The sequence below is a fragment of the Nonomuraea sp. PA05 genome (assembly GCF_008086045.1).
GTDB lineage: Bacteria > Actinomycetota > Actinomycetes > Streptosporangiales > Streptosporangiaceae > Nonomuraea > Nonomuraea monospora.
This window is the reverse complement of record NZ_VSEY01000005.1, coordinates 102,036-126,577: the sequence shown is the minus strand read 5'-3', so window position 1 is coordinate 126,577 and position 24,542 is coordinate 102,036. Positions and strand designations below refer to the sequence as shown.

Genomic DNA, 24,542 nt, shown 5'->3' with positions numbered 1-24,542 from the left:
GCCAGCCTGATCGCCACCTGCGACAAGGCTCGGAGAACCGACTGTGATACGTACCCTGACCGCCCTGGCCATGATCGGCGCGCTCGCGGCGGCGGGCTGCTCCTCCGCCGGCGGCAGCAGCGCGGACAGCGGCGACGTGCTGCGCTTCGCCGCCATCCCCACGGAGCAGAACATCGACCCCACCGCCGAGTACAAGGACATCATCGCCCTCCTGGAGAAGAACACCGGCAGGAAGGTGGAGTTCGTCCGCTCCACCGACTACAACGCGGTCATCGAGGGCATGGTGTCCGGCAAGATCGATCTGGCCGAGTTCGGGCCGCTGTCGTACGTGCTCGCCAGGAGCAACGGCGCAAAGATCACGCCGATCGCGTCGATGGTCGAGAAGGGCGGCAAGCCCACGTACGAGAGCTACGGCATCGTCCCCGCCGACAGTCAGATCACCGACATCAACGGGTTCAAGGGCGCCAAGGTGTGCTTCGTGGACCCCGGCTCCACGTCCGGCTACCTCTTCCCCAGCCAGGGGCTGCTCGACGCGGGCATCGACCCCAAGACCGGCGTCCAGCCCGTCATGGCGGGCGGGCACGACAACTCCGTGCTGTCGGTCGCCTCAGGCAAGTGCCAGGCCGGCTTCTCCGAGAGCGGGATGGTCGACCACATCCTCATCGACAAGGGCAAGCTCAAGCAGGGCGACGTGAAGGTGGTGTGGAAGTCCCAGCCGATCCCCATGTCGCCCGTCGCCATGCGGGACGAGCTGCCCGCCGACCTCAAGGCCAAGCTGCGGCAGACCTTCACCGAGGACGCCGGCAAGGACCGCATGGTGCAGCTCGGCATCTGTAAGGACACCGAGAGCTGCGCCGTGACCAACGACAAGTCCATCTGGAGCTGGCAGGCCGTCACCGACGCCACCTTCGACGCCGTACGCGAGGTGTGCGCCGCCACCAAGAACGAGAAGTGCTCGAAGGCATGACGGCGGCCGTCGTGGAGACCAGGGGGCTGGTCAAGGCGTTCGGCGAGGTGACCGCGTGCGCCGGGATCGACCTGACCGTGGCGCGCGGGGAGATCGTCGCCCTGCTCGGGCCGTCCGGGTCGGGCAAGTCCACGCTGCTGCGCCACCTCAACGGGCTGGCCAGGCCCGACGCCGGCCAGGTCCGCGTGCTCGGCGTCGACGTGGCCGGCGCCAAGGGCGCCGGGCTGCGGACGCTGCGGCGGCGGGTCGGCGTGGTCTTCCAGCAGTTCAACCTGATCGGACGGCTCACCGTGATGGAGAACGTGCTGCACGGCGCGCTCGGCCGGGTCCGCGGGCCACGGTACGGGATCGTCACCTGGCCCAGATCCGTACGGGCGGAGGCGTTCGAGCACCTGGACCGGGTCGGCCTGGCCGACCGGGCCTACCAGCGGGCCGGCAGCCTGTCCGGAGGGCAGCAGCAGCGCGTCGCCATCGCGCGGGCCCTGCTGCAGCGGCCCGAGCTGATGCTCGCCGACGAACCCGTGGCCTCGCTCGATCCCGAGACCGCCGCTTCCGTGATGGATCTGCTGGTGCGGGTCTGCCGGGAGGACGGGCTGACCATGGTGTGCACGTTGCACCAGGTCGAGCTGGCGTTGGAGTGGACGCGGCGGGTGGTGGGGCTGCGGCTGGGGAAGGTCCGGCTGGACTCGCCGACCGAGCTGCTCGACCCGGTGCGGTTGCGGGGGCTGTATCTGTCCGACCCTGTGACGGTGCCGTGATCCGGGTCGGGCCGCCGCGCACCGCCCGCCGGGCCGTCGCGTGGGCGTTCCCGATCGGGTCCGTGGCGCTCGGCCTCGTCGCGCTCGGCTACCTGGGCGTCGGCGTCAGCGGGCTGGTCAGCGGGTTCGGCGAGGTCGTGGCGCTGCTGGGCAGGGCCGTGCCGCCGACGCTGAGCGACCCCGCCACGACGTTCGCGCACGTGCTCGACACGCTGTGGATGGCCATCGCGGGCACCGCGCTGGCCACGATGCTGGCGGCCGTCCTGGCCGTGCCGGCCGCAGCCGGTGGGGAGACAGGCGGAACGGCGGTGCGCGGCCGGGCCGGTCGCGAGGCCGGGCGAGGCGGGGCAGGCCGCAAGGCTGTGCGGTCGGCGGCGCTGACCGTGATCGTCGCCTGCCGTGCCATCCCCGACGTCGTGTTCGCCGTCTTCTTCGTGGCCGCCATCGGCATCGGCCCCCTGCCCGGCGTGCTGGCGCTGGGCCTGCACTCCGTCGGCATGCTCGGCAAGCTGTTCACAGAAGCGATCGAGCAGGCGGACACCGGCGTCCGCGAGGCCGTGGCCGGCACTGGCGCCGGGCGGGCGCAGCGGCTGCTGGCCGGGGTGCTGCCGCAGGTGGCGCCCGCCTGGGTGGCCGCCATCCTCTACCGCCTCGACATCAACTTCCGCGGCTCCGTGCTGCTCGGCGCCGTCGGCGCGGGCGGCATCGGGCTGGACCTCAAGACGGCGTTCGGCTTCACCGACTACCGCGAGGCCGTCGGCATCGCGCTGGTGACGGTGGCCGTCGTGCTGCTCGTCGAGATGGTCTCGGTGACGCTGCGCGGCCAGCTCCTCGGCGCGGGGCGTACCAGGGCGATTCCCTCCGCAAGGGGGACACGTGTGCCGTGGACGCGCGGCCGGGCCGCCGCGCACCTGGCCGGATGGGGCGCGATCGCCCTGACGGCGGTGGCGTTCTGGCAGGTCGGCGCGAGCCCGGCGGCGCTGGCCGACGCCGCCGCCGGATCGGCGCGCGCGCTCGGCGAGTTCTTCCCGCCGGACTTCGAGCCGATCGCCGGCTCGCTCGGCGAGGGGCTGCTGGAGACGGTCGCGATCGCGGCCGGCGCCACCTTCCTCGGCACGCTGGCCGGCATCCCGCTCGGCCTGACCGCCGCCCGCGCCGTCGCGCCCAACGACGGCGTGCGGCTGACCGCCCGCGTTCTGCTCGTCGGCCTGCGCTCCATCCCCGACCTGCTGCTCGTGCTGGTGTTCGTGGCGGCGTTCGGGCTGATGGACGGGCCCGTCGCGGGGACGCTGGCGCTGGCCGTGTTCACCGCCGCCCTGGTCGCCAAGCTCGTCGCCGACGACGCCGAGGAGCTGCGCGCCGGGCCCCGCGAGGCCGTCCGCTCGGCCGGGGCGGGAGCCGGGCAGGAGCTGACCGTGGCCGTGCTCGGCCAGCTCACCCCCCGCCTCACCGCGACCACCCTGTACGCGCTCGACGTCAACCTGCGGGCCTTCTTCGTCCTCGGCATCGTCGGCGCGGGCGAGCTCGGCTTCGCGCTGAGCCAGCAGATCAGAGCGCTCGGGTACGACGTCGTGACGGCGATCGTGCTGCCGGTGTTCCTGCTGGTCCTGGCGGTGGAGGCGGTCTCGGCCCGGCTGCGATCCGTCCTCCGCTGATGGCCTGTGCGCTCGTGCGGCGTCGCCCGCCGTTCACCTCCCGGTCAGAGAGGTCGCCGAGGCTGCTTGTCATGACAAGCACGCAGCGCTACCTGGAGATGGCCGACATCCTGGAGGCGGAGCTGGCCCACGTGCCCGTGGGCGCGCAGGTGCCGAGCGAGCACGTGCTGGCCGAACGCTTCCACGTCAGCAGGCCCGCCGCCCGCGCGGCCCTGCAAGAGCTGGAGCGGCGGCTGCTGGTGCGCCGCGTCCAGGGTGTCGGCACCTTCAGGCGCGGACGCGTGGAGTACGTGATCTCCGCGCACGTCCCGCCCTCGTTCAGCGAGACCGTGCGTCTGGCCGGCGCCGAGCCGGCGTCGCGGCTGGTGAGCTGCGGCGTCAGGCGCGCGGTCGAGCAGGAGCGCGCCAGGCTCCGCCTGCAGCCCGGCGCGGCCGTGTGGGCGGTCGAGCGGGTGTTCAGCGTGAACGGCGAGGTCGCCGCGTACGCCACCAGCGTCCTGCCCCGGCGCCCCCTGCTGAACCTGGACAGGGAGCTGGGCGACGAGGTCTCCCTGCACAGGGTGCTGCGCCGCCGCTACGGGCTCACCGTCATCCGCGCCCGCTACCGGATCAGCCTCGACGTGCCCCCGCAGGGCATCGCCGAGCACCTGGCCGGCGGCAGCCGCGGCCCCGTCTGGCTGGCCGAGAGCGTGAACCGCGCCGCGGGCGGCCCGTACGTCGAGTACGCCCGCACCTACCTGCGGCCCGACGTGCTCGACGTCACCTTCGAGATCGAAGAGGAAACCCCTTGACCAACGTCATCACCGGAAACGTCATCACCAGGGAGGAACGCGCCGGGCTGCTGGCCGCCGCGACCTCAGAGGAACTGCTGCCGCTCGCCGAGCGCCTGCTCCACACCGGCGAGCTGGGCGAGCCGACCGTGCTGCACCGGCCCGAGGTCGGGATGGTGATGCTCACCGTGCGCGAGCCGGTCGCCGAGGAACGCTTCCATCTGGGGGAGGTGCTCGTCACCTCGTGCACCGTCGAGGTGGCGGGCGCCGCCGGGTGGTGCATGCGCGGCGGCGACGACCGCGTGGCCGCCCTCGCCGCCGCCCTCCTGGACGCCGCCGCCGAGGCCGGGCTGCCGGCCGCCGACGACGTGCACGCCCTGTGCGCGGCCGTGGCGGAGCGGCGGGCCAGGGAGGACGCCGCCGAATGGGCCGAGGTGTCGATGACCCGCGTGGCCTTCGAGGAGCTGACATGACCGTCACCGCCGTACAGGGGATCGGCGTCCACGTCCGCGCGGTGACGCCGACGGCGGCGCGGGCTCAGGCCGACTTCCGGGTGTTGCTCAACGTGCTGTCCAGGCCGGGCGCCCTCGACGTCGTCGGGGCCGGCGGGGGGTCCGGCGGGGGGCGCGGTGAGGGGCGCGGCGAGGGGCCCGTGGCGCTGGCCGTCGCGGCCGGGCTGGCCGACGTCGAGGTGCCGACCGCCGTGCTGACCGAGCCGGGCGCGGAGCACTGGGCGCGCGCCCTGCACCTGGGGACGTCCGCGCCGCCCGCCCCGCCGGAGCGGGCCCGCATGGTGGTGGCGCTGCGCCCGCCCACCGCCGCCGAGATCGCCGGTCTGACCAGGGGCGACGCCATGCACCCCGAGCTGGGGACGCGGCTGGTGGTCGCGGTCGCCGCGCTGGCCGGAGACGACTGCGGGAACGTTCCAGGAGGAGTCGTCCTCACGCTCAGCGGTCCGGGGGTGCCGGGCACGCGGCGGCTGCGGGTCGGGGGCCTGCCCCGCGACGTCTTCGAGGCGCTCACCACCGCCAACGCCGCCTTCCCCGCGGGCGTGGACACGTTCCTCGTCGCCCAGGACGGAACCGTCGCCGGGCTGCCGCGCAGCACCCGCATCCAGATCGAGAACGGAGAAGCCTGACATGGGTTACTCAGGTGCCAGCGGCGGCCACGAGGCCATCCTGGCCGCCGAGCAGCTCGTCGAACGCCACCGCTACGGAGGCCCCAGCGACTGGCTGGGCATCGACCAGATCACCGACCGGCTGCGGCTCGCCGTGGACCGGATCATGGGCGAGGGCGGCCTGTGGGCCCCCGAGCTGGCGGCCAGGGCGCTGCGCCAGGCCGAGGGCGACGTGCAGGAGGCGGCGCAGCTCATCAGGGCGCACCGCTCGACGCTGCCCAGGGTGGCCTACTCCGAGCCGGTGCACGCCGACGAGCTGCGGATCTCGCGCCGCATCTCGCCCGCCTTCCGCAACCCGCCCGGCAGCCAGCTCCTCGGCCGGACGCTCGACTACGTGGGCCGCCTGCTCGACCTCATGCCGGAGGAGCAGGCCAGGGCCCGCGCCACGGAGCCCGCAGCGAACGGCCACGGCCACGGGCACGGGCATCGGTACGGCGGCGCGCACGGCGACGCGCATGAAGACGCGCACGGCGGCGCGCATGAAGACGCGCACGGCGGCGCGCATGACGGCGCGCACGGCGGCGGGCGCGGGGAGACGCGCGCGGAGGGCGACGCCGATGGTGCGGACCCGCGACGGCCGCCGCGCCTGCTCCGCCTCCTCCGTTCCATGGACCTGCTGGTGGAAAGGCGCACGGACGGCGACCCCGACCCGTACGACATCACCCGCGACCCCATCCGCCCAGGAGTCCCCCGCTCGGCCCGCCTGACCGCGATGGCCAGGGCGGAGACCGGCGCCCTCGTGCACCTGTGGTACTCCCACACCTTCCAGCCGGGCAGGCACAACCACGAGTTCCCCGGCGAGGTGCGCCACGGCGCCCTCCCCGTCCGCGTCGCCCACCCCCTGACGGGCAATCCGGTGACGGTGGCGGAGGTGCGCGTCACCGAGGTGGAGACGATCGACGACCTCGACCGCGCCGAGGAGGACCGCACCCGCCTCGACCTCGGCTACGGCATGTGCTTCGGCCACAACGAGCGCAAGGCCATCGCCATGGCGGGCCTGGACCTGCTGGTGCACCGCGACGGCGGCCGTACCGGGCTGGAGCAGGAGGTGCTGCTGACGCTCGACGGCATCGAGGCGTCCGGCTTCCTGGAGCACCTCAAGCTGCCCCACTACGTGGACTTCAGGTCGGTGCTCGACCGCAAGCGCGCGGTACGGAAGGCGGGTGCCCGATGAGCACGATCAGGGAACTGGCGGGCGACGGCGGCCCCAGAGGCATCTTCGACGAGCTGTCCAAGCGCGAGGTGCGCAGGGCCGCGCTCACCGCCGTGGCCGTGCCGGGCTACCAGGTGCCGTTCGGCTCCCGCGAGATGCCCGTCGCGCGCGGCTGGGGCTCAGGCGGCCTCCAGGTGACGCTGGCCCTGGTCGGCCCCGAGGACCGGCTCAAGGTCATCGACCAGGGCGAGGACGGCGGCGTGAACGCCGCCAACCTGCGCCGCCTGGTCGTCGGCCACGTCGGCTGCGAGCAGGAGACGGACACGCGGCAGGCGAGCCTGATCCAGTCCAGGCACCGCATCCCCGAGACGCCGCTGCGCGCCGACCAGACGCTCGTGCTGCAGGTGCCGGTGCCCGAGCCGCTGCGCGCCGTCGAGCGGGACGTGCGCGAGCAGCGCAGGATGCACGCCGAGGCCGACTACTCGCGCATGTGGGTCGGCCTGTACGAGGACGTCGTGCGCAACGGCGTCGTCACCAAGACCGCCGGCTACCCCTGCGTGGTGAACGGCCGGTACCTCATCTCGCCCACGCCGATCCCCAGGTTCGACGTGCCGAAGCTGAACATGGCGGAGCACCTGACGCTGTTCGGGGCGGGCAGGGAGAAGCGGATCTACGCGGTGCCGCCGCACACCGTGGTGGAGCCGCTGGTGTTCGAGGACATCCCGTTCGAGGTCGAGCACACACCGGGTGCGGCCTGCCGGCACTGCGGGAGCGCGGAGTCGTACCTGGTGGAGGTGCCGGCGACGGACGGGTCCGTGACGTGGGTGTGCAGCGACACGGACTTCTGCACGCGGAACAGGGAGAAGGATCAATGAGCTGGGCGTTGAAGGTGGACGGGCTCGGCAGGGTCTACGGAGACCCCGGCCCGCGCTCGCTGCCCGGCACCGGGCCGGAGCACGGCACCTCGGTGTCGCCCGCGACCGGCGCCGTGGTGGCCGCCTGGGACGTCGCCTTCGAGGTGGCGCCGGGCGAGGCGCTGGGCATCGTCGGCGAGTCGGGCTCGGGCAAGTCCACGGTCATGCGCTGCGTGGCCGGGGACGAGCGGCCCAGCAGGGGCAGCGCGTACCTGCGCGGCTACGACGACGGCCGCACCGACGTGCTGGCGCTGGACGACAGCGCCCGCAGGCGGCTGCGCATCGACCGCGTCTCGGTCGTCTACCAGGACCCCGCCTACGGGCTCGACCTGGACACCAGCGCGGGCGGCAACATCGCAGAACGCCTCACCGCCGCCGGCGGCCGGCACTTCGGCCGCATCAGGGAGCGCGCCGCCGAGCTGCTGGAGCTGACCGAGGTGCCGCTCTCACGCATGGACGATCCGGTCCGCACGTTCTCCGGCGGCATGCGGCAGCGCGTCCAGATCGCCAAGGCGCTGGCCAACCGGCCGCCCGTGCTCCTGCTCGACGAGCCGACCACCGGCCTGGACGCCTCCGTCGCCGCCGGCGTGCTCGACCTGCTCAGGAACCTGCTCGAACGGCTCGGCGTCGCCGCCGTGGTCGTCTCCCACGATTTCGGCGTCATCGAGATGCTGACCAGGAGGGTGATGGTGATGCAACACGGCCGCGTCGTCGAGACGGGCCTGACCGACCAGTTGCTGGAGGACCCGCAGCACCCGTACAGCCAGCGGCTCGTCGCGGCGGCGCGCGGATGAACGTCCTCCGGATCCGCGGCCTGGTCAAGTCCTTCACCCTGCACACCATCGACGGCCGCACCGTGGGCGCGCTGCGCGGCGTGGACCTCGACGTGGCCGCCGGCGAGCACGTCGCGCTGGCCGGCTCGTCGGGGGCGGGCAAGTCGTCGCTGCTGCGCTGCGTCCACCGCACGTACGTGCCCACCGCCGGGCGGATCCTGCTGCGCACCTCGTCCGGCGAGGTCGTGGACCTGGCGGCGCTGCCCGACGCCCAGGTCGCCGACCTGCGGGGCAGGGAGCTCGGGTACGTCTCCCAGTTCCTGCGCGCCGAGCCGAGGCGGGCCGTGCTCGACGTGGTCGCCCGCGCCGGCGCCGCCCGCGGCCTGGACGCGGACGCCGCCCGCGACGCCGCCGCCGACGCCCTGCGCAGGCTCGGCATCGACGAGCGCCTGTGGGCCATGCACACCACCGTCCTGTCGGGCGGCCAGAAGCAGCGCGTGAACCTGGCCGCCGGCACCATCTCCCCGCCGCGGCTGCTGCTGCTCGACGAGCCGGTCTCCGCGCTCGACCCGGTCAACAGGGAGGCGGTGCTGTCCATGATCGCCGGGCTGACGGGCGCGGGCGTGGCCGTGCTGTCCGTCTTCCACGACCTCGACGCCATCGAACGGCTCGCCACCCGGGTGGCGGTGCTGGCGGACGGCCTGGTGTCCGCTGACGGGACGCCCGCCGACGTACTGCGTACTTCTCACCTGGAGGTTGCCCGATGAAGGTGCTGGCGCACGCCACGGCCGTCCTGCCCGGCCGCGTCATCGACGACGCGCTCGTCGTCACCGAGCACGGCCTGATCACCCACGTCGGCCCCGCGCGGCCCGGCGCCGTGCCCGCCGAGGCCGTGGACCTGCGTGGCGCGCTGCTGCTGCCCGGCCTCGTCGACACCCACTCCGACGGGCTGGAGACCGAGCTGCGGCCCCGTCCGAACGCCGAGTTCGAGGTCGGGTTCGGGGTGTCCAGCTTCGAGGGACGGGTGCGGGCCGCGGGGATCACCACGGTGTTCCACGGGGTGGCGTTCGAGTCGCACAACCGCAAGGGCCGCACCGTCGAGCGGGCGCGCCGGCTCGACGCCGCCATCCGCGAGCGCGCCGCCTCCGGCCACGCGCTGCTCGATCACCGCATCCTCTACCGCCTCGACGCCCGCGACCCCGACGGCCTGACGGCACTCGACTCCTGCCTGTCCGGTACGCCGGAGCCGCCGCCGCTCGTCTCCTTCGAGGACCACACGCCGGGGCAGGGCCAGTACCGGGACTCGGCCGTCTACCGGCGCTGGCTGGAGGGCACAGAAGGCATCTCGGCCGAGGAGGCCCAGCGGCGGGTCGAGACGCTGGTGGCCGAACGCGACGCGCGCATCGGGCACCGCGAGATCGCCCTCGGCCGGCTCGCCGAACTGGCGGCGCAGGGGCGGGCGCGGCTGCTCGCCCACGACCCGGTGACGCCCGGGGAGGTGGACGTGGCGGTGGCCAACGGGGTCGCGGTCGCCGAGTTCCCCACCACCTTCGAGGCGGCGCGGGCCGCCCGCGAGCGGGGGCTGCGGGTCGTGGCGGGGGCGCCGAACATCCTGCGCGGCGGCTCGCACTCCGGGAACGTGTCGGCGGCCGAGCTCGTGGCGGAGGGGCTGGTGGACGGGCTGTCCAGCGACTACCTGCCCTCCGCGCCCCTGGCGGCGGCGCTCCTCCTCGCCACCCGCGAGATCGTCTCCCTGCCCCGGGCCGTCGCCCTGGTCACCTCCGGGCCCGCCGCCGTCGCGGGGCTCACCGATCGCGGCGCGCTGGCCGAGGGACAGCGCGGCGACCTCACCGTGGTGACCGTGGACCGGGGGTGGCCGACCGTGCGGATGACCGTCACGGCGGGTGACTCCGCGTTGCTCGCGGGGGTAGGACAGTGACGCGGACGCCGCACGGAGAGGGGACGGCGATGACCGGCGGGGAGAGACACCAGCCCGAGTCGCCCGCGCCGGAGGGGCGCTCGCCGTCGGCGGGTGCGACGCGCGGACGTGGGGCGGGTGCCGAGGTGTCGAGCGTGCGCGGGTGGGGTGTGGGGGTGCCTGTGGAGGCGCATCCTGCCCTGGCCGCCGCCGCTGCGGCCGCGCTGGACGCCTACACCGCCGCCACCGCCGAGCACGACCGCGCCACCCTGGCCGCCGTCGTGGCGGACGGCGCGGACGGCACCCCCACCATGCGCATCGACGTCCTCGTCGAGGACGCCATCCTCACCGGCCTGTCCCGGCACCCCGTCAACATCCTCACCGAGGAGACCGGCTGGGTGGACAACGGCTCGGCGCTCACCCTCGTCATGGACCCGGTGGACGGCTCGGCCAACGCCGCCGCCGGCGTCCCCCTGTCGGCCTTCTCCGCGGCCGTCGCCGAGGACGGCGTCTTCACCGAGGCGCTGACCGTGTGGCTGGACACCGGGCGGAGCTGGTGGGCGTGGGCGGGCGTGCCGTCGCCGCTGCGCACGAGCGGCCGCCGCGAGCTGGCGGGCGCCGCCGTCTCCCTCCTGCGCCCGCACCCGGCCAACGCCGCCGCCAGCGCCGCCTGGTGGGAGGTGGTGCGGCGGGTGGCGCGCGTGCGCATCCTGAGCACGAGCTGCCTGGAGGGCGCGCTCGTGGCGCAGGGCGCGACGGACGCCTTCGCCGACGCCGCCACGGACACGCACCGGCTGGTGGACATCGCCGCCTCCGTGGTGCTGGCCGAGGCGGCGGGCGGGGCGGTCAGGGACGTGTTCGGGCGGGCGGTGGAGCTGGACACCGACCTGACCCGGCGGTGGAGCGGGGTGGTGGGGGCCAGCCCGGAGCTGGCGGACGAGCTGGCCTCGGTCCTGCGCGCCGCCTACGAGGCCGCACGAGATCACTAGGGGTGCTTGGGGTCGGCGAGTGCGGCCGCCACGCGGAAGTCGATGCGGATGTCGCGGTAGGTGACGTCCGGCTCCACCTGGTCGGGCAGGTTCGTCCGGTCGCTGCCCCAGGCGCACTCGCCGCCGGGCCCCGCCTCCGCGTGCACCGACACCTCGGGCCGCGCGTGGAAGCGGAGCTCCCTGGCGGTGACTGAGGCGCTGATCTCGACGTCCGGGTCGGTGGGGTGCTCTGGTCTCGGCATGGTGCTGCTCACTTGTGGTCGTGACGGCGCTTGAAGCGGAAGTGGTGCTGCCGCCGGGGCGGGTGCCCGCCAGTGCCCGCGTTCACGACCGGGCCGACGTCCCGCACGAGACCTGTGGTGTCCTGCACCGCGTCGCCGGTGGCGGCCCCCACGTCGCGGACGGCCGCACCGGCCCCCGTCCCCACGTCACGGACAGCTCCACCGGCCCCTGCACCGACGTCACGGACAGCGCCAGCGGCCCCCGCCCCGACGTCTCGCACCGCATACCCGGCCCCGGCCCCCACATCCCGGACGGCGTACCCGGCGCCGCTCCCGATGTCCCGCACGGCCGTGCCGAGCCCGCGCGTCAGGTTCTCCAGGATCTGCGGGTTGTCGTCGATGGTCTGCAGCACCCGGTCGATGATCCGCGCCACGTTGTCCAGCCGCACCTTCAGCAGCGCCTGCGCCTCGACGCCCTTGATGGTGAGGTTGACGGACCCGAGGAACACGTCCGCGCCCACGCTCAGCTTGAGCAGGTCGAGCACCTCGGCCTGGAGCGACACCTTGGCCCGCAGGTCCTGCACGTCCAGGGTGATCTCCTCCACCTGGACCACGGGCACGTCGAGGTAGACGTCCGGGTCGATGGCCTCGGTCGATTCCTCCGCGTCCTCGGGCATGGCCGATCCGTACCCGGCCCGGCGGACGGTCAGGCGCGGACATGAAGAGACGTGACCACGTTTTGGGGGTCAGGCGGGCGGGAGCTCGCCGGAGCCGCGCGGCACCAGCTCCACCGGCACCTTGATGCGCCGCGCGGCGGGTGACGGGTTGAGCAGGAGGTCCACGGCGGCGCGGGCCAGGCGGGCGGTGTCGTAGCGGACGACCGTCACGCCCGGGTTGAACACGTCGGCCAGCGCGAAATCGTCGAACCCCACGTACGCGGGCCGCTCTGGCCGCTCGCGCAGCGCCTGGAGGATGCCGATGGCGGCCCGGTTGTTGGTGGCGAAGAACGCGGTGGGCGGCGAGGGCAGGTCGAGCAGCCGGGCGACCTCGCCGGACACCCGGCCCGGGTCGTACATCTCACGGACGACCAGCTCCTCGCCGGCGGGCACGCCCGCGTCGGCGAGGGCGGCGCGGTAGCCGGTGGCGCGGTCGCGCACGGAGCTGATGCCGTCGTCGTCGGAGATCAGCGCGATGCGGCGGTGACCGTGGGAGAGCAGGTGCCGGGTGGCGGTGCGGCCGCCCCACACGTCGTCGAGCAGGACGACGTCGGCCCCGTCGAGGCCGAGCGGCACCCGGTCGACGAACACGGTGGTGAGGCTGGCGTGCTCGGCCAGCCAGGAGTGGTCGGCCGCGGAGGGGACGACGATGAGGGAGTCGACGCCCCTGGCGTACATGGACTCGATGAGCATGCGTTCCTTGTCGGCGCTCTCCTCGTACGAGCCGAACACCACCAGCGCCTCGTGGTCGGCGGCGGCGGCCTCGACGGCGGCGGCCAGGCGCGAGTAGAACTCGTTGGAGATGTTCTCCATCACCAGCCCGAGCGTCAGCATGGTCGCGCCCCTGGCCAGCCGGGCGGCGGCCTCGTTGCGGCGGTAGCCGAGCGCGCTGATCGCGGCCTGCACGCGCTGCTGCAGCGACGCCCGGACGTGGGGCTCCTGGTTGACCACGCGGGAGACGGTCTTGAGGCTCACACCCGCCTGCCGGGCGACGTCCGCCATGGTCGGCTTGCGTGCTGTCATAGTGTGCCCCCATGGATGATGAATGGATCTGTGGCCGGTTGGGTGAGGACGAGCCTTGGATGCTGGGCGCGGTCAACCCGCCGGTGTTCGAGAACTCGGTGTTCACGTTCGCGACGGCGGAGGAGCTCGGCGAGGCCGTCAGGAACGAGGACGAGCGCTACGTCTACTGGCGGGGGACCAACCCGACGGTGGATCTCGCCCAGCGTAAGCTCGCCGCGCTGGAGCGGGGAGATCGGGCGAAGTGTTTCGCCTCGGGGATGGGCGCGATCTCGGCGACGATCTCGTCGCTCGTGTCGGCCGGCGATCACGTGCTGGTGCTCGGCGCGGTCTACGGGCCGACGACCCAGTTCCTGCGTTACCTGGAGAAGTTCGGGGTGACGCATACGCATGTCAAGGACCTCGGGGAAGGTGACAGCGCTATCAGGGCGAGCACCCGCCTACTGTACTTCGAGTCCCCGTCCTACATGGCCTACGCGGTGGTGGACATCGCGGAGGTGACGGGGTGGGCGCGGGAGCGCGGGCTGGTGACGGTGATGGACAACACGTGGTCCACGCCGCTGTTCCAGAAGCCGCTGACGATGGGGGTGGACCTGGTCGTGCACTCGCTGTCGAAGTACGTCGGCGGGCACAGCGACCTGGTGGGCGGGGTGGTGATCGGGCCGGAGCGGCTGATCAGGCCGCTGGCGCTGACCGAGTACCAGCTCTACGGGGCCGCCATGTCGCCGCACGACGCGGCCAAGGTGATCAAGGGGCTGCGGACGCTGCCGGTGCGGATGGCGGCGCACCAGGAGCGCGGGCTGGCGGTGGCGGCGTTCCTCCAGGATCATCCGGCCGTGCGGTCGGTGAACCATCCGGGGTTGCCGTCGCATCCGGGCCATGCGATCGCGGTGCGGCAGATGTCCGGCTTCTCCAGCCTGTTCAGTTTGGAGCTCGACACGGAGTCGCGGCCGGAGGTCGGTGCTTTCCTCTCCAGGTTGCGACATTTCCGGATCGGGGTGTCATGGGGCGGGTTCGAGAGCCTGGTGAACGCGCCCGCGCTGTCCACCGAGGAGAGCGTACGGGCCACCATGGGGATCCCGGTGGGCCTGGTCCGGCTCTCGGTCGGCCTGGAGCCCGCGGAGATCTTGATCAAGGATCTCGGTCTGGCCCTGGAGGGAATGTCCGCCTAACGTGATTGACAGCGCTGTCTGACCTCGCGGGAGGCTCGTCATGAGAAACCCCGTCCTGGTGGCCACGGCCGCCGTCGTCACGCTGACACTCACGGGCTGCGGCTCGGGCTCCTCCGGCGCACCGGGGGAGATCCGGCTGAGAATGATCGAAAGCCTGACCGGCCCGGAACGCACGAAGCTCATCAAGACCCTCATCGCCGACTTCGAGCAGGCCAACCCGGGCGTCACCGTCGAGCTCATCTCCCCGCCACTCGACAGCGCCGACCAGAAGATCACCCAGATCCTGCAGACCGAGAAGGGCCTGGACGTGCTGGAGGTGCGCGACCACACGGCCAAGTCCTTCTCCAACAACGGCTGGCTGGCCGTGTTGCCCACCACCGACTGGCCCGGCTGGGCGGACCTGACCGAGCTGGCCCGGAAGAAGGCGGTGGAGGTCGGGGGCAAGGCGTATCTGATCCCGTACGGGTTCTACCAGCGCACGCTGTTCTACCGTACGGACTTCGGCATGACGCAGCCGCCGGCCACCTGGCAGGAGCTGTACGAGGCCGGCAGGCGGATGACCTCCGGCGACCGGTACGGCTACTCCTTCAGGGGCGGCAAGGGCGGCGCCGACTACGCGGTGATGATGATCAGCGCTTACAACGGCGACGCACTGAATCCGGAAAAATCCTTCTACCTGAAGGACAAGCGGACGATCTTCTCGACCCCGGAGGCCGCGCAGGCCCTCGACCTCTTCGTCAAGATCTTCAAGGAGGCGTCGCCGCCCGACTCCGTCTCCTGGGGTTACCCCGAGATGGTCCAGGGCTTCACCTCGGGCGTCACCGGCATGCTCATCCAGGACCCCGAGGTGATCAAGACGGTCGAGGAGAGCGGCGTCACGGCCTGGTCCACCGCCCCGATCCCCAAGGGCCCCACCGGGTACGCCTACCAGCCCGTCGGCTACGCCGGCTGGGGTGTGACCTCCTTCAGTCAGCACGCGAAGGAGGCGGTGAAGCTGGTGCAGTTCCTGTCGGAGTCCGAGCAGAGCATCGCCTTCGCCAAGGGCAACTCGCTCATCCCGATCTCCCGGCAGGCGCAGAACGACCCGCAGTTCTCGCAGGGCGCCTGGAAGGCCTACCTCCAGGCCCAGCAGGACCCCAAACAGGTGATCACGATCAGGCCGGTCGACTATCCGGGCTGGAGCCAGTTCCTGGTGGACTCCGACCGCGACATCCAGTCCCTGATCACCGGCAAGACGAGCACCGCCGAGGTGCTCAAGGCGTGGGACGCCTTCTGGGTGGACCAGGCCAAGAAGGTCTCATGAGGACGTTCACCGTCCGCAGGGCCCGCTTCATCGCGCTGTGCCTGCTGCCCGGCGTGGTGTTCGTGGCGCTGTTCACGTACTACCCGATGATCCGCGGCGCGGTGATCGCCTTCCAGCGTTACAACCTGTTCGACCTCACCTCCACCCCGTTCACGGGGCTGGAGAACTTCCGCGCCGTGCTGGCCGAGGACCGCTTCTGGACGGCGCTGCGCAACACCGGCACGTGGGTGGCGGTCTCGCTGTTCTTCCAGTTCTTCCTCGGCTTCGGGCTGGCGCTGCTGCTGCGCAGGCAGTTCCGGGGCCGGGGGCTCTACCAGGCCTGGGTGTTCTTCCCGTGGGCGATGTCGGGGTTCCTGATCGGGCTGCTGTGGCGGTGGATGTTCAACGGGCAGTTCGGCGTGGTCAACGACCTGCTGCTGAAGGCGGGCCTGATCGAGGAGCGGATCGGCTTCCTGGCCACGCCGGGCTGGGCGATGACCTCGGTGATCGTGGCGAACATCTGGTACGGCGTCACGTTCTTCGCCATCATGATCATGGCCGCGCTGCAGTCGGTGCCCGGCGAGCTGTACGAGGCGGCGGCCGTGGACGGCGCGTCCCGGGCACGCCGGTTCTGGCACGTGACGCTGCCGCACATCCGGCCGACCCTGGCTCTGATCGTGCTGCTGCGGATCATCTGGATCCTGAACTTCCCCGACCTCATCTACGCGATGACCGGCGGCGGCCCGGCCGGCAGCACCGACATCGTCACCACGTTCCTCATCCAGCAGGTCATCGGTGGCGACTACGGCCGGGCGGGCGCGGTCGGCCTGCTCGTCCTGGCGCTCCTGCTCGCGTTCAGCATCTTCTACCTGAACGCCACGCGATTCGAGCAGGCCCGATGAGGCGCCTCGGCACGGTGGCCAAGGCCGTCGTGCTGACCGCCTGGCTGCTGATCACCCTGTTCCCGCTGTACTGGATCGTCGTCACCTCGCTCAAGCCCAAGCCCGAGATCTTCTCGGTGCCGCTGCGCTACTGGCCGGCGAACGTCACCTTCGAGCACTACGCGGAGCTGTTCGAGTTCGCCGACTTCGGCACGTACCTGCTGAACTCGCTGCTCGTCTCGCTGGTGGCCGCCGCGGCGGTCACGGCGATCGGCGTGCTGGGCGGCTACACGCTGGCCCGCTTCGCCTTCCCCGGCAGGGCCGCGCTGATGCTGGCCTTCCTGGTCACCCAGATGATCCCGCTGTTCATCGCGCTCGGCCCGCTCTACCTGCTGATGTCCGACCTGGACCTGCTCAACCGGCTGGCGGGGCTGATGCTGGTGTACGTGGCGATGCTGGTGCCGTTCTCGACGATCATCATGCGCGGCTTCTACGAGCGGGTGCCGGTGGCGCTGGAGGAGGCGGCGCAGGTGGACGGGGCCTCGCGGCTGGTGGCCATGGTCCGGGTGGTGATCCCGGTGATGCTGCCGGGCATCGCGGCCACGTTCATCTTCGCGTTCGTGCAGTGCTGGAACGAGCTGTTCCTGGCGATCACGTTCATCGACAGCGAGGACGCCAAGACCGTCCCGGTGGCGATGAACTCCTTCATCACCCAGTACGACATCGACTGGGGCTCGATGGCGGCGGCCACGGTCGTCTCGGTGGTGCCCACGCTCATCCTGTTCGCCGCCATCCGCCGCTACATCGTGGAGGGTCTGACGGCGGGAGCCGTAAAGGGGTGAAAGGGATGGCCGACCGCTCATCGCGCTAGAAGGACCTTTCACCGCAGGCCATCCCCAACTAAGCGCCGGACGGCACCGCCTCACCGAACAGCCCTCCTGCGGATCTCCACGGCGGGTAGGTTGCCCTCTTACGTTGGGCGTGATCCGCATCACAGTGGAGGTCTCGTGACGACTCAAGAACATGACGCGTCGGTCTATGAACAAGTGCAGGAGAGCAGTGAGTTCCAGGAGCTGAAAAGGGCGTTCCGCCGCTGGACGTTCCCCATGACCGTGGCGTTCCTCGCGTGGTACCTGCTCTACGTGGTGCTGTCCGGATGGGCGCGTGACTTCATGGCGGCCAAGATCGTCGGTGAGATCAACGTCGGCCTGGTCCTCGGCTTGCTGCAGTTCGTGTCCACCTTCCTCATCGCGTGGGCGTACGCCAGGCACGCGGAGCGCAAGCTCGACCCGATCGCCGACAAGCTGCGCCACGAGGTGGAGGAGAAGACTCAGTGAGCTCGACGACCCTGGGGATGATCCTCTTCCTCACCTTCGTGGCCGCCACCCTGGGCATCACCTTCTGGGCGAGCCGTCAGACCAAGACGGCCGCCGACTACTACGCGGGCGGCCGGTCGTTCAGCGGCGTGCAGAACGGCCTGGCGATCGGCGGCGACTACATGTCGGCCGCCTCCTTCCTCGGCATCGCCGGCATCATCGCGCTGTCCGGCTACGACGGGTTCCTCTACTCGATCGGCTTCCTGGTCGCCTGGCTGGTGGCGCTGCTGCTGGTGGCCGAGCTGATGCGGAACTCCGGCAAGTTCACCATGGCCGACGTGCTGGCGTTCAGGATGAGCCCGCGCCCGGTCCGCACGGCGGCGGGCGTGTCCACGATCGTCGTCAGCATCTTCTACCTGCTGGCGCAGATGGTGGGCGCGGGCGCGCTGGTCGGCCTGCTGCTCGGCATCACCAGCGACGCGGGCAAGGCGTGGACGATCGTCGGCGTGGGCGCGCTGATGATCATCTACGTGGTGTTCGGCGGCATGAAGGGCACCACCTGGGTGCAGATCGTCAAGGCCGTGCTGCTGATGAGCGGCGCCGCGCTGGTGACGGTGCTGGTGCTGGCCAAGTACGGCTTCAACCTGTCGAGCCTGCTCGGCCAGGCCGCCGTCAAGAGCGGCCCCCCGGCCAACCCCGAGAGCTTCCTCAGCCCCGGCCTGAAGTACGGCACCGAGGCGCAGGGCCTGGCCGGCAAGATCGACCTGATCAGCCTGGGCCTGGCGCTGGTGCTGGGCACGGCGGGCCTGCCGCACATCCTCATCCGCTTCTACACCGTGCCCACCGCCAAGGACGCCCGCAAGTCGGTCCTGTGGGGCATCGGCATCATCGGCGCCTTCTACCTGCTGACCCTGGTCCTCGGCTTCGGCGCGGCGGCCCTGGTCGGCAAGACCGCGATCGTCGCGGGTGACAAGGCGGGCAACACGGCCGCGCCACTGCTGGCACAACAGATCGGCGCGGACATCTTCGGCCCGGTCGGCGGCACGATCCTGCTGGCGCTGATCGGAGCGGTGGCCTTCGCCACGATCCTGGCCGTGGTCGCGGGCCTGACCCTCGCCTCCTCCTCCAGTTTCTCGCACGACCTGTACGCGCACGTCTTCAAGCGCGGCCAGGCCAGCGAGCGCCAGGAGGTCTTGGTGGCCCGCATCTCCGCCCTGGTCATCGGCGCGGTCGCGATCGGCCTGGGCATCCAGGCCCAGGGGCAGAACGTGGCGTTCCTGGTGGCCCTGGCGTTCGCCGTGGCGGCCTCGGGCAACCTGCCCGCGATCCTCTACAGCCTGTTCTGGAAGAGGTTCAACACGACCGGCGCGGTCGCGGCCATCTACGGTGGCCTGGTCTCCGCCCTGGTGCTGGTGATCTTCTCGCCGGTGGTGTCCGGCGGCGAGACGGCGCTGTTCAAGACGGCCGACTTCGTGCTGTTCCCGCTGAGCAACCCTGGCATCGTCTCGATCCCGATCGGCTTCCTGTGCGGCTGGCTCGGCACGGTCCTCAGCAAGGAGTACAACTCGGGCAAGTGGGCCGAGATGGAGGTCCGCTCGCTCACCGGCGTGGGGGCCGAGAAGGCCTCGGAGCACTGACACTCGCTCCGCACACACAAGGCGCCCGACCCCCTGCCCCGGGGCGCCTTGTTCCCCGAGGGCCCGGTCGTTGACAACGGCCGGGCCCTCTCGCGTGTACGGCATCTCCGGCGGGGCAGAAGGGGCGGGCGTCCCAGTGGGGCGTCCCACACCGCTGGAGTTGTTAACAGGACAGAAACGCAGTGAAGCGAGTGGTTGACGGGATTTCAGCGGTATGGGTACGTTCTCAGATGTGTGAACGTTGCCACACTGGCCTGGCGCCACGTGGCCGTCATCAGCGTGCCTGATGCCCCGCTTGTTCAGTGTGGAGGCGAAACCCCCAATGAGATCCCCGCTCGTCCGCTGGTCCGTCCTGTCCGTGTCGCTCGCGCTGGCGCTCACCTCGTGTGCCAAGGGCACCGGTGGCGCAGCGGCCCCGGCACCGTCGGCGAGCCAGTTCAACCCCGGCGCCTCCTACCAGGGCACCATCTCGGTCATGGGCTTCGGGGCCACCGACGAGATCGGCGAGACCCGCGTCGAGCTGGCCAAGAAGTCACTCAAGGGCGCGGACGTGAAGCTGATCGAAGGCGACCTGGACATCCAGCAGTTCCTCTCCGCGGTGGCCGCCGGCGACCCGCCGGACGTCATCTACGCCAACCGCGACCAGATCGGCACCTTCGCCTCGCGCGGCGCGATCATCCCCCTGACGGCGTGCGTCCAGGGCGAGCAGATCGACACCTCCATGTACAACAAGAACGCTCTCGGCCAGGTGACGTTCGGCAACGAGGTCTACGCGATCCCCGAGTTCAACCAGGTCCAGATCACCATGGCCAACGCCGGCCTGCTCAAGCAGGCCGGCCTGACGATCGAGGACGTCAACGGCTCCGACTGGGACAAGGTCACCGCCGCGACCGAGAAGCTGGTGAAGGCGCCGGGCGGCAAGCTCCAGGTGATCGGCTTCGACAGCAAGCTGCCGGAGTTCCTGCCGCTGTGGGCCAAGTCCCTCGGCGCCGACCTGCTGTCGGCCGACGGGAAGACCGCACAGCTCAACACCCCCGAGGTGGTCAAGGCGCTGCAGTTCGCCGTCGGCGTCTACGACGCGCAGGGCGGCTTCGCCAAGGTCAAGGCCGTGCGCGACTCGGCCGACTTCTTCGGCAAGGGCAACCAGTTCGCCGAGAACACGCTGGGCGCGATGCCGATGGAGCAGTGGTACGTCAACGTGCTCAACGACGTCTCCCCGAAGGCCGCCATGGCCTTCGACACCTTCCGCACCCCCGAGGGCAAGCCGCTGGCCTACTCCTCCGGCTCGTCGTGGGCCATCCCCAAGGGCGCCGGGAACCCCGGCGCCGCCTGCCGCTTCGCCAAGACGATGACGCTGGTGGAGTCGTGGAAGGCCGCCGCCCAGGCCCGCCTGGACAAGCGCGAGGCCGACGGCAAGCCGTTCACCGGCATCCTCACCGGCAACGTCAAGGCCGACGAGGAGATCCAGAAGATGCTCACCTCCGGCGGCGAGCCCTGGGACTCCGGCGTCAAGGCCGTCTACGAGGCCAACCAGAACACCTTCAGCCTGCCGGCCAACCCGGCCGACAAGGAGTTCAAGGACGCCTGGCAGGGCGCGGTGAACCGGGTGCTCAACGGCCAGGAGGAGCCGCAGGCCGCCCTCGACAAGGCACAGAAGGACGCTCAGGCGGCGCTCGACAAGGCATGGGCCGACTGGACGAAGCGTACGAACTGAGATGTCCCGCACACCGCGCATGAGGTCCATGCGTTTCATCGAGACCAGGGCCGCGCTGCTGTTCATCTGTCCCTGGATCATCGGTTTCCTGATCTTCACCGCCTGGCCCGTGATCAACAGCGCCTACCTGTCGCTGACCGACTACGACGTCATCAACGACCCGTCGTTCATCGGCTTCGACAACTACGTGACCCTCTTCGAGGACCCGAAGGTCGGCCTGGCGCTGCGCAACACGTTCCTGTTCACCGTGATGTCGGTGCCGGCCCAGCTCGTCGTCTCCCTCGGGCTGGCGCTGCTGCTCAACACCGCCACCAGGGCCACCGGCTTCTTCCGCACGGCCTTCTTCCTGCCCAAGATGACGCCGCCGGTCGCCATCGGCATCCTGCTGCTGATGTTGTTCAACGGCCAGAACGGCCTGATCAACAGCTTTCTCGGCGTCTTCGGCATCGACGGCCCCGCCTGGACCACCGACCCCGTCTGGGTCAAGCCCGGCCTGGTGCTGATGAGCCTGTGGACCGTCGGCGCGTCGGTGGTCATCATCCTGGCGGCGCTGCGCGGCGTCCCCCAGGAGCTGTACGACTCCGCCCTCGTGGACGGGGCCGGCTGGTGGAAGCGCACGCTGCGGATCACCGTGCCGATGATCAGCCCCACCCTGTTCTTCCTGTTCATCGTGGACAGCATCAACGCCCTGCAGTCCTTCACCGAGGCGTACACCGCCTTCTTCGGCGCGGGCAACACCACCTACAGCAACGACGCCGCGCTGTTCTACGCGATCTACCTGTTCCAGCAGGCCTTCGAGTTCCTGCACATGGGGTACGCCTCCGCGCTGGCCTGGCTGCTGTTCATCGTGATCATGGCGATCACCGGCGTGCAGTTCCTGGTGACCAGGCGGTTCGTGCACTACGAAGGAGGAAACCCGTGAGGCGGCTGCGGCGGATCCTGACGTGGACCGCGCTGGGCGTGATCGCGGTCGCGTTCGTCTACCCGTTCATCTGGCTGCTCAGCGCCTCGTTCAAGCCGCGCAGCGAGGTGTTCGACCACCGGATCCTGCCCGAGACGTTCACCTTCGACAACTACATCCAGGTGTGGCAGGAGGCGCCGCTGGCGCTGTGGATGGCCAACACGCTGCTGGTGACGGTGCTGGCCGCGGCGACCGTGACCATCACCAGCGCGATGGTGGCGTGGGGCTTCGCCTACTTCCGCTTCCCCGGCAGGAACGCGCTGTTCGGCGTGCTGCTGGCCACCATGATGCTGCCGGGCGCGGTCACCATGGTCCCGGTGTTCCTCATCTGGAACTCCCTCGGCATGGTCGGCACCCTGACCCCGCTGTGGGCGCAGAACCTGTTCGGCAGCGCGTTCTACATCTTCCTGCTGCGGCAGTTCTTCATGGGCCTGCCGCGTGAGCCGTTCGAGGCGGCGAAGATCGACGGGGCGAACAACTGGACGATCTTCACCAGGATGGCGCTGCCGCTGTGCAAGCCGGCGGTCGTGGTGACGCTGCTGTTCGAGTTCCAGGCGGCGTGGACGGACCTCATGCGGCCGCTCATCTACCTGCGTGACTCCAGCACGTTCACCGTGCCGCGCGGGCTGAAGGCGCTGCTCGACCAGTTCGGGTTCGGCGGCGAGTGGCACTGGGAGATCGTGATGACCGCCAGCGTGATCACCACGATCCCGATGATCATCCTGTTCTTCCTCGGCCAGAAGCACTTCATCAAGGGCATCGCCACGACAGGAAGCAAAGGATGAGCCCTAGGAAGCAAGGGATGAGCTCTGTGCGGATCACCACCACGGACACGGCCTACCACCTGGACAGCGGCCACTACCACCTGACCGTCTCGCGCACCGACCCCAGCGCCGAGCTGGTGGGCTGGATGACGCTCAACCTGCTCGCCTCGGTCGACACCAGGGGCGGGCGCGACGAGACGTACGAGACGCTGCCGCCCGTGCTGGTCGAGCGCGGGAACGTGGCCGTCTTCGACTTCCCGCAGCGCACCACCGAGTGGGACGCCAAGACGGTCCGGCTGACCTGCACCCCCGAGACGATCGCGCTGGAGGTGCGCGTCGAGGGGCACGGCGTGCTCGGCGACGTGACGCTCATGGGCGGCAGGGCCGTGCTCAACACCCGCGCCGCCGGCACGTTCCGCTCAGGGGTGCACGCGCGCGGCGTCTTCAGCCCCACGCCCGCACACCCCGTGCGCGCCGTCCGGCCGGTGTCCGCGCCCGTCGCGCTGACCGTCATCGGCGACGCCTCACCCGGCCGGCTGCACGCCGTCTTCTCCCCGCCGCCGCTGGTGCTGGCCTTCTGCAAGGACGAGCCGGACGGCGCCACCGACATCCCGGACGGCGCCTGGCTGGCCGCCTCCGTACGCGCCGGGATCGACGGCCTGACCTTCACCGAGCTGACGTACGAGCCGCTGGACGGCGGCGCGCTGCTGCGCTTCGACTACGAGTGCCACACCGAGGTGCGCGGCTCGTGGACCTCGCCCGCCGTGGTGTTCCGGGCCGCGTCCTCGCCCTGGGAGGCCATCACCCAGCACCGCGCCGACCTGGTCGAGCACGGCCTGGCCCCGTCCGCGGTCCCCGAGCGGGCCGAGTGGTGGAGCCGGCCGATCTTCTGCGGCTGGGGCGCCCAGTGCGCCAGGGCCGCCGGGTCGGTCTCCCCGGTGGAGCTGTCGCGGCGCGACCTGTACGACGAGTGGCTGGACAGGCTCGCCGGACACGGCATCGTGCCCGGCACCATCGTCATCGACGACCGGTGGCAGCTCACGTACGGTGACTGCGAGCCCGACGAGGCCAAGTGGCCCGCGTTGCGCGAGTGGATCGCCGACCGGCACGCGCGCGGCCAGCGCGTGCTGCTGTGGTGGCGCGCCTGGTCGGCCGACGGGCTGCCGCCCGAGGAGTGCGTGACGGACGCCGGCGGACGCCCCGTGGCCGCCGACCCGTCGAACCCCGCCTACCGGCTGCGCGTGCGGGCCATCATGGAGCGCCTCCTGGGCGACCTCGGCGCCGACGGCTTCAAGATCGACTTCACGCAGTGGTTCCCCAGCGGCTCGCACCTGAAGGCGCACGGCACCACCTGGGGCATCGCCCTCCTGCATGAGCTGCTCGCCACCCTGTACGACGCCGCCAAGCAGGTCAAACCCGACGCCCTCATGATCACCCACACCCCGCACCCGGCCTTCGCCGACGTCAGCGACATGATCAGGCTCAACGACGTGCTGGAGTACGACGCCCGCGGCGACCTCGTGCCCGCCGTGGACCAGCTCCGCTACCGGCACTCCGTGGCCACGCACGCCATGCCGCACCACCTCATCGACACCGACCAGTGGCCGATGCCGAGCCGGGCCGACTGGCTCGCCTACGCGCGGGCCCAGCCCGCTCTCGGCGTCCCCGCCCTGTACTACGTCGAGCGCATCGACAACACCGGCGAGCCGATCACCGGCGCGGACCTGGACCAGGTGGCCGCCTGGTGGGGCCTGCGGTGAGACAGGCCGCCCGGCGGGAGGTGC

25 protein-coding genes are annotated in these 24,542 nt (G+C 71.3%); 22 read left to right on the top strand and 3 right to left on the bottom strand.

Annotation, left to right across the window (positions count from 1 at the left end; all coding sequences use genetic code 11):
* Positions 1-43 precede the first annotated feature (43 nt).
* The 12 genes from FXF51_RS09730 to FXF51_RS09675 all read left to right on the top strand — a co-directional run bounded on the left by FXF51_RS09730 (position 44) and on the right by FXF51_RS09675 (position 11,074).
* The gene (locus tag FXF51_RS09730) at positions 44-967 is read left to right on the top strand and encodes a phosphate/phosphite/phosphonate ABC transporter substrate-binding protein (RefSeq protein ID WP_222871219.1); all 924 of its coding nucleotides are present in this window, start codon (positions 44-46) and stop codon (positions 965-967) included.
* A complete protein-coding gene (gene phnC / locus FXF51_RS09725) occupies positions 952-1,725 on the top strand; it encodes a phosphonate ABC transporter ATP-binding protein (RefSeq protein WP_262379383.1) in 774 nt (257 codons plus the stop codon). Before FXF51_RS09730 ends, phnC begins: the two co-directional genes overlap by 16 nt.
* Complete coding sequence (locus tag FXF51_RS09720; protein WP_148433945.1) at positions 1,722-3,380, top strand: PhnE/PtxC family ABC transporter permease; 1,659 nt, start codon at positions 1,722-1,724, stop codon at positions 3,378-3,380. The genes phnC and FXF51_RS09720 overlap by 4 nt, the downstream gene beginning before the upstream one ends.
* Before the next feature lie 71 nt (positions 3,381-3,451).
* Complete coding sequence (locus tag FXF51_RS09715) at positions 3,452-4,171, top strand: GntR family transcriptional regulator (RefSeq protein WP_187414282.1); 720 nt, start codon at positions 3,452-3,454, stop codon at positions 4,169-4,171.
* Positions 4,168-4,623 (top strand): phosphonate C-P lyase system protein PhnG, encoded by a 456-nt coding sequence (gene phnG / locus FXF51_RS09710; protein WP_222871218.1) that lies wholly within the window; start codon positions 4,168-4,170, stop codon positions 4,621-4,623. The genes FXF51_RS09715 and phnG overlap by 4 nt, the downstream gene beginning before the upstream one ends.
* Positions 4,620-5,288, top strand: a complete 669-nt coding sequence (gene phnH / locus FXF51_RS09705; RefSeq protein WP_187414281.1) for a phosphonate C-P lyase system protein PhnH — start codon at positions 4,620-4,622, stop codon at positions 5,286-5,288. The genes phnG and phnH overlap by 4 nt, the downstream gene beginning before the upstream one ends.
* A 1-nt stretch (position 5,289) precedes the next feature.
* The gene (locus FXF51_RS09700) at positions 5,290-6,501 is read left to right on the top strand and encodes a carbon-phosphorus lyase complex subunit PhnI (RefSeq protein ID WP_148433942.1); all 1,212 of its coding nucleotides are present in this window, start codon (positions 5,290-5,292) and stop codon (positions 6,499-6,501) included.
* Entirely contained in the window at positions 6,498-7,355 is an 858-nt protein-coding gene (locus tag FXF51_RS09695) for an alpha-D-ribose 1-methylphosphonate 5-phosphate C-P-lyase PhnJ (protein ID WP_148433941.1), read from the top strand. The genes FXF51_RS09700 and FXF51_RS09695 overlap by 4 nt, the downstream gene beginning before the upstream one ends.
* Positions 7,352-8,188 carry an ATP-binding cassette domain-containing protein gene (locus FXF51_RS09690; protein ID WP_148433940.1) on the top strand — a complete coding sequence of 279 codons (837 nt, stop codon included), beginning with the start codon at positions 7,352-7,354 and terminating at the stop codon, positions 8,186-8,188. The genes FXF51_RS09695 and FXF51_RS09690 overlap by 4 nt, the downstream gene beginning before the upstream one ends.
* Positions 8,185-8,934: an ATP-binding cassette domain-containing protein gene (locus FXF51_RS09685; RefSeq protein WP_148433939.1), complete on the top strand. Its 750-nt coding sequence runs from the start codon at positions 8,185-8,187 to the stop codon at positions 8,932-8,934. Before FXF51_RS09690 ends, FXF51_RS09685 begins: the two co-directional genes overlap by 4 nt.
* Positions 8,931-10,106, top strand: coding sequence for an alpha-D-ribose 1-methylphosphonate 5-triphosphate diphosphatase (locus FXF51_RS09680; RefSeq protein ID WP_148433938.1), 1,176 nt, complete (start codon positions 8,931-8,933; stop codon positions 10,104-10,106). The genes FXF51_RS09685 and FXF51_RS09680 overlap by 4 nt, the downstream gene beginning before the upstream one ends.
* Before the next feature lie 134 nt (positions 10,107-10,240).
* Entirely contained in the window at positions 10,241-11,074 is an 834-nt protein-coding gene (locus FXF51_RS09675) for an inositol monophosphatase family protein (protein WP_222871217.1), read from the top strand.
* On the opposite strand, the gene FXF51_RS09670 is transcribed toward FXF51_RS09675, so the two are convergent.
* From FXF51_RS09670 to FXF51_RS09660, 3 genes are all read right to left on the bottom strand, one after another.
* Positions 11,071-11,316 (bottom strand): hypothetical protein, encoded by a 246-nt coding sequence (locus FXF51_RS09670; protein ID WP_148433936.1) that lies wholly within the window; start codon positions 11,314-11,316, stop codon positions 11,071-11,073. The two genes, FXF51_RS09675 and FXF51_RS09670, sit on opposite strands and share 4 nt — an antisense overlap.
* A gap of 8 nt (positions 11,317-11,324) precedes the next feature.
* Entirely contained in the window at positions 11,325-11,972 is a 648-nt protein-coding gene (locus tag FXF51_RS09665; protein WP_187414280.1) for a hypothetical protein, read from the bottom strand.
* 69 nt (positions 11,973-12,041) lie between these two features.
* Positions 12,042-13,034: a LacI family DNA-binding transcriptional regulator gene (locus FXF51_RS09660; protein WP_148433935.1), complete on the bottom strand. Its 993-nt coding sequence runs from the start codon at positions 13,032-13,034 to the stop codon at positions 12,042-12,044.
* An 11-nt stretch (positions 13,035-13,045) separates the two neighbouring features.
* On the opposite strand from FXF51_RS09660, the gene FXF51_RS09655 reads away from it, so the two are divergent.
* The 10 genes from FXF51_RS09655 to FXF51_RS09610 all read left to right on the top strand — a co-directional run bounded on the left by FXF51_RS09655 (position 13,046) and on the right by FXF51_RS09610 (position 24,518).
* A complete protein-coding gene (locus FXF51_RS09655; protein WP_148433934.1) occupies positions 13,046-14,203 on the top strand; it encodes a trans-sulfuration enzyme family protein in 1,158 nt (385 codons plus the stop codon).
* A gap of 40 nt (positions 14,204-14,243) precedes the next feature.
* Positions 14,244-15,506 (top strand): ABC transporter substrate-binding protein, encoded by a 1,263-nt coding sequence (locus FXF51_RS09650; RefSeq protein ID WP_148433933.1) that lies wholly within the window; start codon positions 14,244-14,246, stop codon positions 15,504-15,506.
* Entirely contained in the window at positions 15,503-16,387 is an 885-nt protein-coding gene (locus FXF51_RS09645; RefSeq protein ID WP_148433932.1) for a carbohydrate ABC transporter permease, read from the top strand. Before FXF51_RS09650 ends, FXF51_RS09645 begins: the two co-directional genes overlap by 4 nt.
* Entirely contained in the window at positions 16,384-17,208 is an 825-nt protein-coding gene (locus FXF51_RS09640) for a carbohydrate ABC transporter permease (protein WP_148433931.1), read from the top strand. Before FXF51_RS09645 ends, FXF51_RS09640 begins: the two co-directional genes overlap by 4 nt.
* A gap of 165 nt (positions 17,209-17,373) precedes the next feature.
* Entirely contained in the window at positions 17,374-17,703 is a 330-nt protein-coding gene (locus tag FXF51_RS09635; RefSeq protein WP_148433930.1) for a DUF485 domain-containing protein, read from the top strand.
* Positions 17,704-17,720: 17 nt separating this feature from the next.
* Positions 17,721-19,319, top strand: coding sequence for a cation acetate symporter (locus tag FXF51_RS09630; protein WP_148434139.1), 1,599 nt, complete (start codon positions 17,721-17,723; stop codon positions 19,317-19,319).
* 322 nt (positions 19,320-19,641) lie between these two features.
* Complete coding sequence (locus FXF51_RS09625; RefSeq protein WP_148433929.1) at positions 19,642-21,033, top strand: ABC transporter substrate-binding protein; 1,392 nt, start codon at positions 19,642-19,644, stop codon at positions 21,031-21,033.
* Positions 21,034-21,061: 28 nt separating this feature from the next.
* Positions 21,062-21,955, top strand: coding sequence for a carbohydrate ABC transporter permease (locus FXF51_RS09620; RefSeq protein ID WP_222871215.1), 894 nt, complete (start codon positions 21,062-21,064; stop codon positions 21,953-21,955).
* Positions 21,952-22,779, top strand: coding sequence for a carbohydrate ABC transporter permease (locus tag FXF51_RS09615; RefSeq protein ID WP_222871214.1), 828 nt, complete (start codon positions 21,952-21,954; stop codon positions 22,777-22,779). The genes FXF51_RS09620 and FXF51_RS09615 overlap by 4 nt, the downstream gene beginning before the upstream one ends.
* Before the next feature lie 17 nt (positions 22,780-22,796).
* Complete coding sequence (locus FXF51_RS09610; protein ID WP_148433927.1) at positions 22,797-24,518, top strand: hypothetical protein; 1,722 nt, start codon at positions 22,797-22,799, stop codon at positions 24,516-24,518.
* Positions 24,519-24,542 lie beyond the last annotated feature (24 nt).

Bases quoted from the DNA above. Each gene is read 5' to 3' on its own strand.
- FXF51_RS09715 (WP_187414282.1), top strand. From the start codon at position 3,452: ATGACAAGCACGCAGCGCTACCTGGAGATGGCCGACATCCTGGAGGCG.
- phnH (WP_187414281.1), top strand. From the start codon at position 4,620: ATGACCGTCACCGCCGTACAGGGGATCGGCGTCCACGTCCGCGCGGTG.
- FXF51_RS09700 (WP_148433942.1), top strand. From the start codon at position 5,290: ATGGGTTACTCAGGTGCCAGCGGCGGCCACGAGGCCATCCTGGCCGCC.
- FXF51_RS09695 (WP_148433941.1), top strand. From the start codon at position 6,498: ATGAGCACGATCAGGGAACTGGCGGGCGACGGCGGCCCCAGAGGCATC.
- FXF51_RS09690 (WP_148433940.1), top strand. From the start codon at position 7,352: ATGAGCTGGGCGTTGAAGGTGGACGGGCTCGGCAGGGTCTACGGAGAC.
- FXF51_RS09685 (WP_148433939.1), top strand. From the start codon at position 8,185: ATGAACGTCCTCCGGATCCGCGGCCTGGTCAAGTCCTTCACCCTGCAC.
- FXF51_RS09680 (WP_148433938.1), top strand. From the start codon at position 8,931: ATGAAGGTGCTGGCGCACGCCACGGCCGTCCTGCCCGGCCGCGTCATC.
- FXF51_RS09670 (WP_148433936.1), bottom strand. From the start codon at position 11,316: ATGCCGAGACCAGAGCACCCCACCGACCCGGACGTCGAGATCAGCGCC.
- FXF51_RS09665 (WP_187414280.1), bottom strand. From the start codon at position 11,972: ATGCCCGAGGACGCGGAGGAATCGACCGAGGCCATCGACCCGGACGTC.
- FXF51_RS09660 (WP_148433935.1), bottom strand. From the start codon at position 13,034: ATGACAGCACGCAAGCCGACCATGGCGGACGTCGCCCGGCAGGCGGGT.
- FXF51_RS09655 (WP_148433934.1), top strand. From the start codon at position 13,046: ATGGATGATGAATGGATCTGTGGCCGGTTGGGTGAGGACGAGCCTTGG.
- FXF51_RS09650 (WP_148433933.1), top strand. From the start codon at position 14,244: ATGAGAAACCCCGTCCTGGTGGCCACGGCCGCCGTCGTCACGCTGACA.
- FXF51_RS09645 (WP_148433932.1), top strand. From the start codon at position 15,503: ATGAGGACGTTCACCGTCCGCAGGGCCCGCTTCATCGCGCTGTGCCTG.
- FXF51_RS09640 (WP_148433931.1), top strand. From the start codon at position 16,384: ATGAGGCGCCTCGGCACGGTGGCCAAGGCCGTCGTGCTGACCGCCTGG.
- FXF51_RS09630 (WP_148434139.1), top strand. From the start codon at position 17,721: ATGATCCTCTTCCTCACCTTCGTGGCCGCCACCCTGGGCATCACCTTC.
- FXF51_RS09625 (WP_148433929.1), top strand. From the start codon at position 19,642: ATGAGATCCCCGCTCGTCCGCTGGTCCGTCCTGTCCGTGTCGCTCGCG.
- FXF51_RS09620 (WP_222871215.1), top strand. From the start codon at position 21,062: ATGCGTTTCATCGAGACCAGGGCCGCGCTGCTGTTCATCTGTCCCTGG.
- FXF51_RS09610 (WP_148433927.1), top strand. From the start codon at position 22,797: ATGAGCTCTGTGCGGATCACCACCACGGACACGGCCTACCACCTGGAC.